13 protein-coding genes are annotated in these 15,786 nt (G+C 59.7%); 9 read left to right on the forward strand and 4 right to left on the reverse strand.

All coding sequences use genetic code 11. The features are described 5' to 3' along the window. Nucleotides 1-80: 80 nt before the first annotated feature. From H8B20_RS12590 to betC, 3 genes are all read right to left on the reverse strand, one after another. Entirely contained in the window at nucleotides 81-1,649 is a 1,569-nt protein-coding gene (locus H8B20_RS12590) for a SulP family inorganic anion transporter (RefSeq protein WP_210623308.1), read from the reverse strand. 256 nt (nucleotides 1,650-1,905) lie between these two features. Continuing rightward, a complete protein-coding gene (gene choX, locus H8B20_RS12595; protein ID WP_210623309.1) occupies nucleotides 1,906-2,826 on the reverse strand; it encodes a choline ABC transporter substrate-binding protein in 921 nt (306 codons plus the stop codon). A gap of 16 nt (nucleotides 2,827-2,842) precedes the next feature. Beyond that, complete coding sequence (gene betC / locus H8B20_RS12600) at nucleotides 2,843-4,357, reverse strand: choline-sulfatase (protein ID WP_210623310.1); 1,515 nt, start codon at nucleotides 4,355-4,357, stop codon at nucleotides 2,843-2,845. A 114-nt stretch (nucleotides 4,358-4,471) separates the two neighbouring features. Between betC and H8B20_RS12605 the strand changes: the two genes are divergently transcribed. Continuing rightward, entirely contained in the window at nucleotides 4,472-5,422 is a 951-nt protein-coding gene (locus tag H8B20_RS12605; RefSeq protein WP_210623311.1) for a choline sulfate utilization transcriptional regulator, read from the forward strand. A 4-nt stretch (nucleotides 5,423-5,426) separates the two neighbouring features. On the opposite strand, the gene H8B20_RS12610 is transcribed toward H8B20_RS12605, so the two are convergent. Continuing rightward, complete coding sequence (locus H8B20_RS12610) at nucleotides 5,427-6,089, reverse strand: NAD(P)-dependent oxidoreductase (RefSeq protein ID WP_210623312.1); 663 nt, start codon at nucleotides 6,087-6,089, stop codon at nucleotides 5,427-5,429. An 82-nt stretch (nucleotides 6,090-6,171) separates the two neighbouring features. Between H8B20_RS12610 and H8B20_RS12615 the strand changes: the two genes are divergently transcribed. The 8 genes from H8B20_RS12615 (at nucleotide 6,172) to H8B20_RS12650 (ending at nucleotide 15,785) form a co-directional block, all read left to right on the forward strand. Then, nucleotides 6,172-6,498, forward strand: coding sequence for a DOPA 4,5-dioxygenase family protein (locus tag H8B20_RS12615; protein ID WP_115147892.1), 327 nt, complete (start codon nucleotides 6,172-6,174; stop codon nucleotides 6,496-6,498). Between the two features lie 370 nt (nucleotides 6,499-6,868). Then, entirely contained in the window at nucleotides 6,869-8,176 is a 1,308-nt protein-coding gene (locus H8B20_RS12620; protein ID WP_210623313.1) for a CitMHS family transporter, read from the forward strand. Nucleotides 8,177-8,261: 85 nt separating this feature from the next. After that, nucleotides 8,262-9,029: a TerC family protein gene (locus H8B20_RS12625; RefSeq protein ID WP_042556932.1), complete on the forward strand. Its 768-nt coding sequence runs from the start codon at nucleotides 8,262-8,264 to the stop codon at nucleotides 9,027-9,029. Between the two features lie 398 nt (nucleotides 9,030-9,427). Further along, nucleotides 9,428-11,086 (forward strand): Na/Pi cotransporter family protein, encoded by a 1,659-nt coding sequence (locus H8B20_RS12630; protein ID WP_042556933.1) that lies wholly within the window; start codon nucleotides 9,428-9,430, stop codon nucleotides 11,084-11,086. Nucleotides 11,087-11,261: 175 nt separating this feature from the next. After that, the gene (locus H8B20_RS12635; RefSeq protein WP_042556934.1) at nucleotides 11,262-12,641 is read left to right on the forward strand and encodes a M16 family metallopeptidase; all 1,380 of its coding nucleotides are present in this window, start codon (nucleotides 11,262-11,264) and stop codon (nucleotides 12,639-12,641) included. Nucleotides 12,642-12,753: 112 nt separating this feature from the next. Next, nucleotides 12,754-13,782 carry a DUF5924 family protein gene (locus tag H8B20_RS12640; RefSeq protein ID WP_042556935.1) on the forward strand — a complete coding sequence of 343 codons (1,029 nt, stop codon included), beginning with the start codon at nucleotides 12,754-12,756 and terminating at the stop codon, nucleotides 13,780-13,782. A 54-nt stretch (nucleotides 13,783-13,836) separates the two neighbouring features. Beyond that, nucleotides 13,837-14,985: an ABC transporter permease gene (locus H8B20_RS12645; RefSeq protein WP_042556936.1), complete on the forward strand. Its 1,149-nt coding sequence runs from the start codon at nucleotides 13,837-13,839 to the stop codon at nucleotides 14,983-14,985. Further along, nucleotides 14,982-15,785 (forward strand): ABC transporter ATP-binding protein, encoded by an 804-nt coding sequence (locus tag H8B20_RS12650; RefSeq protein WP_042556937.1) that lies wholly within the window; start codon nucleotides 14,982-14,984, stop codon nucleotides 15,783-15,785. Before H8B20_RS12645 ends, H8B20_RS12650 begins: the two co-directional genes overlap by 4 nt. Nucleotide 15,786 lies beyond the last annotated feature (1 nt).

Consider the following 15,786-nt stretch of genomic DNA (forward strand, 5'->3'; position numbering starts at 1 on the left):
GCACATCCAACATTGATGTGTCAGATAGTCCGCTTTCGCGAGCAGGCCCGCTCCCACAGGGTTTTGCAGTGCTTGTCGGGTCAATCCTCAAACCGGATCGGGCATTTCTCTGGCCCTTCCAGCTTGCGCAGTTCCTCCACCACCTGCGGCCGCGCACCGCGCAAAGTCAGGCTGCGACCTTGGCCCAACAGGCGCCGCGCTTCCTGATGCAACATCTCCACCCCCGAATAGTCGATAAAGTTGATCTGCTGCGCCTCGATCACCACCCGCGCGCCGTGCATACGCTGTAAACGCACTTGCAGATAATGGCTGGCGCCGAAGAAGATCGAGCCGCCGACCCCCAGCACATCATCTTCGCCATCGCGCCAATGCTGCACCCGCGGCTGCGAAGTGCGCTTAAGGTAGAAGAACAGCGACGCAAGCACGCCGGCGTAGATTGCGGTCTGCAACTCCAGCAGCAGAGTGGCCAGGCAGGTCAGCGCCATCACCACGAACTCGGCGCGGCTGACCCTGAGCAACGATCGAATCCCGCGATGATCGACCAACCCCCAGGCGATCAGCAAAATGCTGCCGGCCATGGCCGGAATCGGGATGTGTGCGATCAGCCCGGCACCAAAAATCGCAAACAATGCCACCCAGAGCGCCGAAAACACGCCTGCCAGCGGTGAGCAAGCACCGGCCTCATAACTGAGACCCGAACGGGTGAACGAGCCCGCCGACAGCGATCCGGAAAAGAAAGCCCCGACAATGTTCGAAAGGCCTTGCGCGCGCACTTCCTGATTGGCATCGAGCAACTGCTGCGAACGTGCAGATATCGAACGGGCAATCGACAGGCTGGTGACCAGCCCCAGCATGCCCACCGCCACCGCGCTGGGTAGCAGGCGCAGGATCAAATCCAGATCCAGCGGCAACCCGCTGAACGGCGGCAAACGCCCGACAAAAGCGCTGACCAGATGCACGTGGCCGAACATCGCCGGCCACAGCCATACCAGCAGACTGGCCAGCACCAACGTTATCAACAACGTGGGCCAGCGCGGCAACCACTGTTTCAGCACAACGCCCACTGCCACCGTGGCCACTCCGAGCAGCAACGAAGGTTTATCCACAGCCCGAAGGTGTTGCAGCAGATCCATCAAACTGTCCAGCGCCGTGGCTTTGGCGGGCAGATCCAGCCCCAGCAGATTTGGTAATTGCCCAATGGCAATCACAACTGCCGCGCCAAGGGTGAAACCGAGCACCACCGAATGCGAGACGAAGTTCACCAGCGCGCCAAACCGGAGCAAGCCAAGCACCCATTGAAATACCCCGGCGAGGAAGGTCAGCAACAGGATCAGGGTGACGTAGTCCTGGGATGCCGGCACGGCCAGTGGACTGACGCTGGCGTAAAGCACGATCGAAATCGCCGCGGTCGGGCCGCAGATCAGATGCCACGACGAACCCCACAGACAGGCGATCAGCACCGGGATGATCGCGGCGTAGAGGCCGTATTCAGGTGGGAGACCGGCGATCAGCGCGTAGGCAATCGACTGAGGTAACGCGAGAATCGCACCGCTGAGCCCAACGATCAGATCCCGTCCGACGCTGGCGCGGGTTTGCCGGGGTAGCCAGGTGAGAAAGGGAAACAGTGAGCGGCGACTGGGAAAGGCCATGGGTCCTCGCGGTTTGGGGTTTGCTGCAAGGGTAACAGGGGGTCAGTTGGGAAAGCCCCTCACCCTAGCCCTCTCCCAAAGGGAGAGGGGACTGACCGAGGTGTCTGGTCGAGTTACGCCCACGTGCAAAATCTGCGTCGAACTCAATGCTGAATACACCAGAGATCGGCTCCCTTTCCCCTCGCACCCTCTGGGGGAGAGGGCTGGGGTGAGCGGGTAGAATCTCAAGCCGAGCACAATTCCAGCAACCCCACGATCAGAGTTTGGCTTTAACCGCCGCCAGCGCATCCTTGCCATCCAGCGTCTTCACCCCCTCCAGCCACTTGTCCAACACCGCCGGATTAGCCTTGATCCACGCCTTCGCCGCCTCGGCATTGCTGACCTTTTTGTTCACTACCTCGGCCATGATGCTGTTCTCCATCTCCTGAGTGAACGCAAGATTGGTCAGCAATTTACCCACATTCGGACACGCCTCGGCGTATCCCTTGCGCGTCAGGGTGAACACGCTGCCGGTGTCGCCAAAGTATTTCTCACCGCCCTTCAGATAATGCATTTTCAACTGCACGTTCATCGGGTGCGGGGTCCAGCCGAGGAAGGTGACAAATTTCTGCTTTTTCACCGCCCGTGACACTTCGGCGAGCATCGCCTGTTCGCTGGACTCGATCAGTTTCCACTGACCCATGTCGAAGTCGTTCTTCTTGATGATCTCCTGCAGCGAGATGTTCGCCGGGGCGCCCGAGCCGATGCCGTAGATCTTCTTGTCGAACTTGTCGGCAAACTTGTTCAGGTCGGCAAAGTCATGCACACCCGCATCCCACACGTAGTCCGGCACGGCCAGGGTGAACTCGGTGCCGTCGAGGTTCTTCGCCAGTTGCGTGACATCCCCGGTAGCCACGAATTTATCGTAGAAGCCCTGCTGCGCCGGCATCCAGTTGCCGAGGAATACATCCACCTGACCGTCCTTCAAACCGCCGAAGGTGATCGGCACCGCGAGGGTGTCGACCTTGGCCCTGTAGCCCATGCCGTCCAGCAGAAACCCGGTAATGGCGTTGGTTGCGGCGATGTCGCTCCAGCCGGGGTCGGCCATTTTTACCGTGGCGCAGCTTTGCTCGGCGAATGCCGAGGTACTGCTCAGCGCTATCAGGCCAAATGTCACTGCTGTGGATAACTTGCGCATGGACTTCCCCTTCACATTATTGGTTTTGGCAGGGTTGTGGATAACGGGCCTTGCGCTCCAGATCATCGAGGTCGATGTGGTTGCGCATGTACTGCTGACTGGCGTCCACCAACGGCTGGTGATCCCAGCTCTTCAGCTTGCCGATGGTTAACGCATCGGCGACAAAACGGCGGCGGCGCTGGCTGGCGAGAACGTTCTGGTGGATTGCCGGGATATTCCACTTGGCCCGCGCCTCGACGAGAAAATCGTCGAAAAGCTGGCGATGCAGTGGCGATTGGCTGAGTTCTTCCGTTTCACGCGGATCGTTGTCTACGTCAAAGAGTAGGCAAGGGTCGCTTTCGCTGTAGATAAATTTGTAGGCGCCACGGCGGATCATCATCAGCGGGCTGATCGTGCCTTCGGCCATGTACTCGCCGAACACTTCGTCATGGCCGCCCTGCCCTTGCAGGTGCGGCACCAGCGACCGCCCATCCAGCGGCAGACCCGGCTCCAGCGTGCCGCCAGCCAGTTCGACGAAGGTGGGCAGCAGGTCTGCTGTGGACACTGCAGCGCTGATCCGACCCGCGCCAAACTGGCCTGGCGCACTTATCAACAGGGGGACGCGCGCTGCCATCTCGTACCAGTGCATTTTGTACCAGAGGCCTTTCTCGCCAAGCATGTCGCCATGGTCGCCGGAGAAGACGATGATGGTGTCGTCGATCAGCCCTGTTTCCTCGAGGGTTTGCAGAAGTTTGCCGACGTTGGCATCTATGTAGCTGCAAGCGCCGAAGTACGCACGGCGCGCGTCGCGAATCTTATCCACAGGCAAGGGTTTATCCCACAGGTCATAAACCTTGAGCAGCCGTTGCGAGTGCGGATCGAGTTCTTGTTGAGCCGGCGTTGTAGGCAACGGGATATCGGCATCGTCGTACAAATCCCAGAATGCCTTGGGAATCGTGTACGGATCGTGTGGGTGTGTCATCGAAACGGTCAGGCAGAACGGCTGATCGCCATCTTCACGAATGTGATCGAACAGATATTGCTGCGCCTTGAACACCACCTCTTCATCGAAGTCGAGTTGATTGGTGCGCACGCACGGTCCGGCTTGCAGCACCGAAGACATGTTGTGATACCAGCTCGGCCGCACATCCGGCTCGTCCCAATTCACCGACCAGCCGTAGTCGGCGGGATAGATATCGCTGGTCAGCCGCTCTTCGTAGCCATGCAACTGATCCGGGCCGCAAAAATGCATCTTGCCCGACAGCGCCGTGCGATAGCCGAGGCGACGCAGGTAGTGGGCGTAAGTCGGCACATCGGCGGGGAAATCGGCAGCGTTGTCGTAAGCGCCGATCTTGCTCGGCAACTGTCCGCTGACCAGGGTAAAACGCGACGGCGCGCACAACGGGCTGTTGCAGTAAGCGGCGTCGAACACCACGCCTTCGGCGGCCAGGCGGGAAAGATTGGGCAGTTTGATCGGCGAAGGCCCGTAGATCGGCAACATTGGCGCGGCCATCTGATCGGCCATTATGAAAAGAATATTCTTGCGCTTCATGTGATCGCGGCATTCCATAGTGAATATTTATGCGACATTGCTGCGATCGAGCATGGAGTCCATGCTCTGTCGGGTAAAGCCCGCGCCGGGCAATGACTAGGATAAGCACAGCTTATGTATGAAGCTCTTGGTGATCTGTCGCTCGACCTGTTGCGCGCCTTTGAGGCCGCTGCCCGGCATCGCAGTTTTACCGCCGCCGCGGTGGAACTTGGCACCACGCAACCTGCGATCAGTCAGCAGATCAAACGACTGGAAGAGCAACTGGGCTCACGGTTGTTCGATCGAATCTACCGTGGCATTGAGCTCACCGAAGTCGGCACCATCCTGTTCGAGCAAGTTACCCTCGGTTTGCAGAATATCGACGCCGGTTTGAGTGCGATCAGCGCACAGCAGCAACATGAGGTGCTGCAAGTCGCTACCGATTTTGCCTTTGCTGCGTATTGGTTGATGCCGCGTCTGCATCGCTTCCATGAAGCCAATCCGCACGTCGACGTCAGCCTGGTCACCAGTGAGCGCAACCACAACATGCTGCGCACCGATATCGACGTGGCGATCCTGTTCGGCGATGGCCGTTTCAAACAGGGTGAAAGCCATTGGCTGTTCAGCGAAGAAGTGTTCCCGGTGTGCAGTCCGCTCTTGCTCAAGGATCGTGCCCTGCCCTTGACCGCGCAGGCACTACTGGAACTTCCGCTGCTGCACCTGCGGGGGGAGAACAGCAGCAATTGGTTCGACTGGAGTGGGCTGTTCCGCGAACTGGGCATCACTACCCCGCCGGCGCCGGGGCAATTGCGTTTCGACAATTACACACTGCTGATCCAAGCGGCGATCGGCGGCCAAGGCGTGGCGATTGGCTGGCGTCACCTTGTGGATAACTTGCTCAGTCAGGGCTTGCTGTGTCGACCGATTGCCGAGAACACGCTGTCGCGCCTTGGCTATTACGTGGTGTTGCCGCAGCGCAAACGGCGTGGAATGTTGATTCAGCTGTTTGTCGATTGGCTGATGGAGGAGCAGGCCAGCAGTGCCGAATCCCTTACCGGGCTCGCGTTGCCTTCGATTGCGGTGTGATCAATCAGTCGGACACTGCGACAAAATTCACATGCTGACCCACATGCAGATTCAGTCGCAGTTCATCGGCAATTCCCACGGCCACGCGATTCAAGCGTTCCAGCGGTTCTGCCAAACCCGGCTCAAGATTGCCGCCGACCTGACTGAAATGCTCAATGGTCAGCCCAGCCACGCCTTGCGGCGCATTGACCAGCGTCCAGTGCAGTGGACTGCTTTGCACCGCTTCACGAATTTCTTCGGCAGCGTGACGTTGTAAGCGTTCATCCAGCTCCGGCTCGTCGAGTACCGCAAACTCCCCCACCAGAAACAGCCGCGATACATTGGCCGCTTGCAGCCCGTCGACCAGAGCATCAACGGCTAGTACCTGTTCGACCGGGCCAAGCACCACCGAGCGTTCAACATGGTCGCTACTGAACGGCAGCCCCGGGGCATCGAGCAAACAGATCACCGCCGAACTGCCGGCGACACTTTGATTCACCCGCTCGCAATCGAACAGGTCACCGCTTTTGGTGCGCAATCCTGGACGCGGCGCGAGCGCGGTCAGGTCGTCGAGAATGGCGATGACTTCGTGCTGTCGGCGCAGCAGTTCAGCCATCAACGCAGCGCCCAGGCTACTCATGGCACCATAGAGCACCACTTTTACCACCGGGGTTTCGGCATTTTTCATGGCTGATCCCTTTTGTTATCCCTTGTATGACGTGTGACATACGGGCTACGTCGAGGGTTCGAACCGATTCAGAGGGTTTGCGATGCAAGCGATCAAGGGCTACCACGCCCACGTCTATTTCGACGCCAATACGATTGAACAGGCACGGGCACTGTGCGAGCGGGCCGCGCAATTGTTTCCATTGAAGATGGGCCGCGTCCACGAACGACCGGTCGGCCCGCACCCGGACTGGAGCTGCCAGTTGGCCTTCGGCCCCGAGCTGATCGGCGAGGTGCTGCCGTGGCTGGCCCTCAATCGCAAAGGCTTGGTGGTGTTTCTGCACCCGGACACCGGCGATGACTGGGTCGATCACACCGAGCATGCGATCTGGATGGGGGCGATGCGGACGCTGGATTTGTCTGTTTTCTGATCAGGTCGTTGACACGCCCGACGCGTTTCTTCGCGCTCGCACCTGAGATGCTCGTGTGCAAATCGACCTTAATCGCATCCGACGATCGGTTGACCGTTCACCCAAAGGTTTCACCCGCGAAAGGTAGCTGAAAGCTTCCCCGATTAGGATCGCCCTCACTTCCGGCAACAGACCGGTTGGCCAACGCGTGTGATCTCTCGCTCGCCCGGCCCAATTAACAACAACAATGGTGATTCTGATGTCCTCTGTAGCCCGCCTCTTCCCGCGTCTTTTCGTTGCCACTCCGCCCGTACGCCTCGTGCTTCCCGTTCTGCGCTGATCCCGCCCGATCCGCTCACTCAACTAGCCGCGCTACGCCTGGAGTAATCCCATGCTGACTTTCCTTGGCTTCGCCATGGTCATCACGTTCATGTTCCTGATCATGACCAAGCGCCTGTCCGCGCTGATCGCCCTGATCATCATCCCGATTCTGTTTGCGCTGTTCGGTGGTTTCGCGCCGAAGATCGGTCCGATGATGCTCGAAGGCATCACCAAGCTGGCGCCGACTGGCGTGATGCTGATGTTCGCCATTCTCTATTTCGCCCTGATGATCGACTCCGGCCTGTTCGACCCGGCCGTGCGCAAGATCCTCAAACTGGTCAAGGGCGACCCGCTGAAAGTTTCGGTCGGCACCGCCGTACTGGCGCTCGTCGTTTCCCTTGATGGTGACGGCGCGACCACTTATATGATCTGCGTGGCCGCGATGCTGCCGTTGTACAGCCGCATTGGCATGAGCCCGCGGATCATGGCTGGCCTGATCATCCTCGCCGGTGGCGTGATGAACATGACCCCATGGGGCGGTCCGACCGCTCGTGCGGCGAGTGCGCTGCATGTCGATCCTTCGGACATTTTTGTGCCGATGATCCCGGCCATGGCCGCTGGCGTGGTGGCGATCCTGGTGATTGCCTATTTCTACGGCAAACGCGAACGTGCGCGTCTGGGCGAGTTGCACCTGATCGGCGACGAGATCGATCACAGCGAAATCAGCGTTTCGCAGTTCCCGGATGCCCGTCGTCCGAAGCTGATCTGGTTCAACGGCGCCCTGACCTTCGGCCTGATGTGCACGCTGATCGCCGGCCTGTTGCCACTGCCGGTGTTGTTCATGGTTGCATTCAGTATCGCCATGATCGTCAACTACCCTTGCCTGCAACAGCAGAAGGATCGCGTCGCGGCGCACGCCGGCAGTGTGCTGGCAGTGGTCGGGCTGATCTTTGCGGCCGGCATCTTCACCGGTATCCTGACCGGCACCGGTATGGTCGATGCGATGTCGAAGAGCCTGTTGGCAGTGATCCCTGATTTCCTCGGCCCGTACCTGGCGGTAATCACGGCGCTGGTGAGCATGCCGTTCACCTTCTTCATGTCCAACGATGCGTTCTACTATGGTGTGTTGCCGGTGTTGGCCGAAGCCGCCAGCCACTACGGGATTACTGCGGTGGAAATGGCCCGTGCCTCGATCGTCGGTCAGCCCGTCCACTTGCTGAGCCCGTTGGTGCCATCGACTTATCTGTTGGTGGCGTTGGCCGGCATCGATTTTGGTGACCATCAGCGTTTCACCCTGAAATGGGCGATCCTGGTGTGTATCTGCATCCTGATTGCTGCACTGCTGTTGGGGACTTTTCCGCTCTTCAGCACTCTATAAGCCCAAGACTCACTGCACAGAGTCCCGGCTTCGCTGTTTGAAGCCCGGACTCTTTGTGGTTTAACAATCGCTCAAAGGAATACACATGGAATGGCTGACCAACCCTGAAATCTGGGTTGCCTTCTTTACCCTGACCGCCCTGGAAATCGTCCTCGGTATCGATAACATCATCATGATTTCGATCCTGGTCAGCCGCATGCCCAAACACATGCAGCAGCGCACCCGGATTTTCGGTCTGGCGCTGGCCATGATCACGCGGATCCTGTTGCTGCTGTCGATTACCTGGGTCATGCGCCTGACGGCCGATCTGTTCGTCGTGTTCGGCCAAGGCATCTCCGGCCGCGACCTGATCCTGTTCTTCGGTGGTCTGTTCCTGTTGTGGAAAAGCTCGCAAGAGATGTACCACGCACTGGAAGGCGAAGACGAAAGCGAAGAAACGCCAAGCGGCAAGGGTGGCAACTTCCTCTACACCATCATCCAGATCGCGATCATCGACATCGTCTTCTCGCTGGATTCGGTGATCACCGCAGTCGGCATGGTCTCGCACGTTCCAGTCATGGTTGCAGCGATCATCGTTGCGGTGCTGGTGATGATGCTGGCGGCCGGGACTATCAGCGATTTCATCGACAAACATCCGTCGCTGAAGATGCTCGCGCTGTCGTTCCTGCTGGTGGTCGGTACTGTGCTGATCGCCGAATCGTTCGACGTGCATGTGCCGAAAGGCTACGTCTACTTCGCGATGGCGTTCTCGCTGGCAGTGGAAGCGATCAACATCAAACTGCGTGGCGCGATGGCCAAGAAGAAACAACAGCAAGATCCGGTGAAACTGCGCAAGGACATTCCGGGCCAGTAACCCGGTAGTCCAGCAGTCAGTAAAAAACCTGTGGGAGCTGGCAAGCCAGACTCCCACAGGTTTTTTTGTTTTTTGTGTTTGATGCTTGAAAAACCTTTGTTCACGCAGACAGAAGAACCTGTTGGAGCTGGCTCGCCTGCGATAACGGGGTGTCAGTCGACATCAATGTTTGCTGTACCGACGTCATCGCTGGCAAGTCAGCTCCCACAGGGTTTTGCCGTGTTTGTGGCGAACGTGAATGAACGCCTTTTCATGACACTTTTGTTTCAATCTCCACTTTGGCTGTGCAATGCTGGCGCACAGACCGTTAGCCAACTACAGCTTAAGTATCAGAACGTAGAAACCGCGCGGCACCGTCAACTTGCTCCTCTGGAGCGCTGCTATTTCAGGGGGTTTGCATGCTCACCCTGCTCAATCTGCTTTCCGCCGTCGCCCTGCTGATCTGGGGCACGCACATCGTTCGAACCGGCATCCTGCGGGTGTACGGCACCCAGCTGCGCCATGTGATTGGCCAGAACATGTCGAAAAAATGGCTGGCCTTTGTCGCCGGTATCGTCGTGACCGCGATGGTGCAGAGCAGCAACGCCACCGCCATGCTCGTCACCTCCTTTGTCGGCCAGGGCCTGATGGCGCTGACCCCGGCGCTGGCGACCATGCTCGGCGCCGACGTCGGTACGGCGTTGATGGCCCGGGTGCTGACCTTCGACCTCTCTTGGCTGTCGCCGCTGCTGATTTTTGTCGGGGTGATTTTCTTTCTGTCGCGCAAACAGACGCGGCTCGGGCAGATGGGGCGCGTATCTATCGGTCTGGGGCTGATCATTCTCGCGCTGCAATTGATCGTCGAGGCCGCTGCGCCGATCACCCATGCGCAAGGGGTGAAGGTGATTTTTGCATCGCTGACTGGCGATATCCTTCTCGACGCCTTGGTCGGCGCGCTGTTCGCGATGATTTCCTATTCCAGCCTCGCCGCCGTTCTGCTCACCGCCACACTGGCCGGGGCAGCGGTGATCAGTCTGCCGGTGGCGATCGGTCTGGTGATCGGCGCCAACATCGGCAGCGGCATTCTCGCGTTCATGAGCACCAGCATGCAGAACGCGGCGGGCCGGCAAGTGGCGCTGGGCAGTTTGTTGTACAAGCTGATCGGCCTGCTGCTGATCATCCCGGTGCTTGATCCGCTGGTGCACTGGATCGACAGCCTCGATTTCAGCCCGCAGGAAATGGTCATCGGCTTCCATCTGCTCTACAACACCGCGCGTTGCCTGATCCTGCTGCCGAGTGTCGGGCCGATGGCGCGGCTGTGTGCCTGGCTGCTGCCTGAACGGCCGGAGGTCAACGGCACCGCCAAACCGCGTCATCTCGACGCGACCGCACTGGTCACGCCAAGCCTTGCGCTGGCCAACGCCGCGCGAGAAACCCTGCGCATGGGCGATCTGCTCGACAACATGCTCGATGCCACTCTCGATGTGTTGCGCGGCAAGCAGACCGCCGTCACTCAGGAGGTGCGCAGGCTGACCGACGACATCGAAGCGTTGTACAGCGCAATCAAGCTGTATCTGGCGCAGATGCCCCGCGAGGATCTCGGCGAGCGGGACAGTCGACGCTGGGCCGAGATCATCGAGTTGGCGATCAACCTGAAACTGTCCAGCGATGTCATCGAACGCATGCTGCGCAAGATCCAGCAGCAGAAGACTTCGCAACGTCGTTCGTTTTCCGAAGAGGGCCTGGAGGATCTGGCCGTGCTGCATCAGCAGCTCATTGCCAACCTGCGGTTGGGGCTGTCGGTGTTTCTCAGTGGCGACCGGGAAAGTGCCCGGCAGTTGTTGCGCGAAAAACGTCGTTTTCGCGCACAGGAACGCCGTTTGGCCCATGCGCATGTCAGCCGATTGCAGCGCAAGATCGTGCAGAGTATTGAAACCAGTTCGCTGCATCTGGAGTTGATTGCGGACATGCGCCGGCTCAATTCGCTGTTCTGCGGCAGTGCGTATGTGGTGCTGGAAACGGCGGATACCGGCGCGCTGGCGGCGGATGATATGAGCGACATTACGCATTCGCCTTGAACGTCTGCGGTTGTGGTCAGTCAGTAACTCAGAGTTCAGCCTCAAGGCCGTCATCGCTGGCAAGCCAGCTCCCACAGGGTTTTGTGCGCCATAGATCCCTGTGTGAGCTAGCTTGCCAGCGATGAGGGCCTGACTGACGACACGGATCTCCAAATCAGCCGTATGGAAGCCTGTTATGCGTTGCCTGTTGTTCGCCTGTCTGTTGCTCGGTTCTCTACCCTCCTTCGCCCTGGATCGTTTTCAGGTCGAAGGCTATGCGTTGCCCAACGGTTTGCAGTTGATGCTCAAGCCCGGCACCGAGCGTGGGCATGTGGCGATCCGCCTGGTGGTCGGCGTCGGTCTCGACGATTTCGACTGCGACGAAAAAGAGCTGCCGCATCTGCTCGAACACCTGCTGTTCAGCGGCATTGACGCCACCGGCGAAGGTGGTCTCGAAGAACGCATGCAGGCCCTGGGCGGCGAATGGAACGCCTTCACCAGCAATGCCGACACCACCTTCGTCATCGAAGCCCCGGCGAAGAACCAGCGCAAGGTGCTCGATCTGCTGCTGGCTCTGCTGACCCAGACCCGCATTGACGACAACGCGATCAACGCCGCCAAACGCGTGGTCGAGCGTGAAGACGGCGGCCATTACACGCGCCTGCAACGTTTTCTTGATCGTCAGGATCTGGGCCACACCGCGAGCAATCAATTGGCCGTCGAACTGGGCCTGAAATGCCCGCAACGCGCCGAAGTCGATCATCTGACCCAAGAGCAGTTAGAGAAGGTGCGCCAGGCCTGGTACGCGCCGAACAACATGACCCTGATCATCGTCGGCGAACTTGACAAACTGCTGCCGGCTTATCTGGAACGCACGTGGGGCGCCCTCGAACCGGTCGAACCCAGCGAGCACCGTCCGCTGCCGGACATCAGCACCAGCGCCGCCCACGAGCGCACCCTCACCCGCGGCTTCATGGGTGACGGCGCCAAGTTGCACTGGTTAGTGCCGGAGCCGGTGCTGGACGATCAGTACGACCAGACTTTCGATATCCTCAAGGATTACCTCGACTGGGCGCTGTACCGGCAGATTCGCCTGAACCACGGTTTGTCCTACGGGCCGTGGGCCGAACGCGAAGTGTTCGGCGGCGTCGGCTTCATGAGCCTCAACGCTGACCTGGATCGCGATGACGTCGACGAAGCCATTCAGGTCCTGGAAGACCTCAAGGCGGACTTGCTGAAAAACGGTCTCGACCCTGACACCTTCGCCCGGATCAAACAGGCCGCCATCGCCCATCAGGCCTGGGCGGTACAAGGCAACAGTGCGATGGCCGATTATTACTGGAGCGCGCTGAGCGATTATCAGGACGGCCGCTTCGCCAACCCTGCGCGGGACCTGCAAGGCGTGACGCTGGAAACGGCGAACAAGGCCATGCGTGAGTTGATGTTGCAACCGGGGTATCTGCGGATCGAGAAGCCGCTGATCAGTGATGATCAGGTGTTGTGGGTAGCTGCAGGTGGAGTGGGTCTGGTGCTGCTGATGTTGATTGGCTGGCGCTTGCATCGTAAGCGCGCGTGAAGATCAAAAGATCGCAGTCAATACACCGAATAACTGACTGCCAACCTCGCCACGTGGGCCGGTGGGCGCTACTCTGTCGAGGTTTTTTCCCCTATCGTTGTGAACCGCCAAAATGTCCAGACTGACCCTCCTTATCCAGCGCATTATCGAGCTGATGAAGCGCTACCCCGGGGTCATTGCGCTGGGTGGTTTCATCTCGGGGGTCGGCAGTTTCATGCTGGTCGATCGCCAGCAGGGACTGGCGAGCTGGATCACGGTGATCATGCTGCTCAGCTGGATCTGGCTGATGTTGGAAAACACCCTCACCGGCCTCTTCACACGGGTGTTCAAACGGGAAATTCCTCAACCGCTGCTGCGTTATGCGACGCAGATGATCCATCAGGAAAGCCTGTTTTTTGTCCTGCCGTTCTTTTTCATCACCACGACGTGGAACAGCAGCCAACTGATCTTTACCGGCCTGCTCAGCGTCGCCGCGCTGATCTCCATCGTCGACCCGCTCTATTACAAATGGCTGGCGCCACGGCGCTGGGCGTTTCTCGCGTTGCACACCCTGACCCTGTTCGCCGCCCTGCTCACGGCGTTGCCGGTGATCATGCACCTGACCACCTCGCAAAGTTTCAAATGGGCGCTGGGGATTGCCGTGCTGCTGTCGTTCCCGAGCCTGGCGTCGATCTTCCCGATCCGCACCGTGCGCAATGCGCTGGCGATTCTGTGCATCACCGTGGGCATCGGTGGCGTCGGCTGGGCATTGCGTTCGTGGGTGCCGCCGGCGACGCTATGGATGACCGATGTGGCAATCAGCACGCAAATGCAGGATCGCACCCCTGGCGCCAGTCTCGATAAGGTCAGCGCCGAGCAGATCCGCAACGGCGGCCTCTACGCCTACACCGCGATCAATGCACCGCGCGGGCTCGATGAGCGGATTTATCACGTCTGGCAGTTCAACGGCAAAGAGGTCGATCGCATCGCCCTCGACATCCACGGCGGGCGCAAGGAAGGCTACCGGGCGTGGACGCACAAACAGAATTTCCCCGGCAACCCGGCGGGCAAATGGCAAGTGCGGGTGTTGACCGAGGATGGCCAGCTGATCGGTGTGCTGCGCTTTGAAATCACCGACAGCACACCGGTCAAAGAAAAGTAATCCGGTTCGTGCTATTACGTTAGTTCGCTTAGACGCCGAACAAGCACGGAGCTTATGACCAGCAGCTCGATGACAGGCAGCGCCCAATTGGACACGTCCAACACCCCTGCCCGCCTGCGGATCAGCGGAGACTGGACGCTTGCCCATTACACCGAGCTCAAACATCTGAGCGAAACCCTGCGCGGCCAGTACGACACCGACACGCCCATCGACCTCAACGGCCTCGGCGCCCTCGACACTGCTGGCGCGTCATTGCTGGTGGAATTGCTCGGATCCGAGCGCCTCGGCAAGTCCGCCGAACATCCCGATTGCACAATCTCCAGCGCCGACCGCGCGCTGCTGCAGACCGTGTATCAGTCGTTGACCGATTTCTGCGTGCCGATCAAGGAACCGGAAATCAGCGTCAGCGTGCAATTGCTGACGCGCATCGGCCGCGCCGTCGACACGGTCTGGCAAGACACCCTGCAACTGCTCGGCTTCGTCGGCCTGATTCTGGAAACCATCGCTCGTGGCCTGTTTCGGCCCAAGCGCTGGCGTATCACGCCGATGATCGCGCACATCGAACAGACCGGTCTCGACGCCGCGCCTATCGTGGCGTTGCTGACCTTTCTGGTGGGGGCTGTGGTGGCGTTTCTCGGCGCGACGGTACTGGCCAGTTTTGGCGCGAGCATCTTCACCGTCGATCTGGTGGGTTTTGCCTTCCTGCGTGAGTTCGGTGTTTTGCTCACCGCGATCCTGATGGCCGGGCGCACCGCCAGTGCGTTCACCGCGCAAATCGGGTCGATGAAGGCCAACGAGGAAATCGACGCGATTCGCACCCTCGGCCTTGACCCGATGGAGCTGCTGGTGGTGCCGCGCGTGCTGGCGTTGCTAGTGGCGCTGCCGCTGCTGACCTTTCTGGCGATGATCTGCGGAATCATCGGCGGTGCCGTGGTCTGCGCGGTGTCGCTGGATATCTCGCCGGCGATGTTCCTCTCGCTGCTGCAAAGCGACATCGGCGTTCAGCATTTTCTGGTCGGCCTGGTGAAGGCGCCGATCTTCGCGTTTCTGATTGCGGCGATTGGTTGTCTGGAAGGCTTCAAGGTCAGCGGCAGCGCCGAATCGGTCGGTGCACACACCACGTCGAGTGTGGTGCAGTCGATTTTCGTGGTGATCGTGCTCGACGCGGTGGCTGCGCTGTTCTTCATGGAGATGGGCTGGTGAGTCGTCTACCCCGTGCGCCCTCGGAGGCGGTGATTGAAGTCCGTAACCTGTGCAACCGCTTCGGTACGCAGAGCGTGCACGAGAACCTCGATCTGGATTTGTACAAAGGCGAAATCCTCGCCGTGGTCGGCGGTTCCGGCAGCGGCAAATCGGTACTGCTGCGCAGCATTGTCGGCCTGCGCCGGCCCAGCGAGGGCATCGTCAAAGTGTTCGGCCAGAATCTGCCGAGCCTGGCGGAGCATGAGCGCTCGCTGATCGAACGGCGCTTTGGCGTGCTGTTCCAGAAAGGCGCGCTGTTCTCTTCGCTCACCGTGACCGAGAACGTCGCCCTGCCGCTGATCGAACACGCGGGCCTGAGCCGTGAAGACGCCGAGCATCTGGCCGCCGTCAAACTGGCGCTGGCCGGGTTACCGCTGTCGGCGGCAGACAAATACCCGGCGTCGCTGTCCGGCGGCATGATCAAGCGCGCCGCTCTGGCCCGGGCATTGGCGCTGGATCCGGACATTCTTTTTCTCGACGAACCGACCGCCGGCCTCGATCCGATTGGCGCTGCGGCGTTCGATCAGTTGATCCTGACCCTGCGTGATGCGTTGGGCCTGAGTGTGTTTCTGGTGACCCACGACCTCGACACGCTCTACACCATCACCGACCGCGTGGCGGTGCTGGCGCAGAAGAAAGTGCTGGTGGCCGATGCCATCGACGTGGTCTCGGAAACCGATGACGCGTGGATTCACGAATATTTCCACGGCCCGCGCGGCCGCTCGGCGCTGGACGCCGCCAAACTGCTCAACGAGGTCTGAC

This window comes from Pseudomonas sp. P42, from assembly GCF_017973755.1.
GTDB classification, from domain to species: domain Bacteria; phylum Pseudomonadota; class Gammaproteobacteria; order Pseudomonadales; family Pseudomonadaceae; genus Aquipseudomonas; species Aquipseudomonas iridis.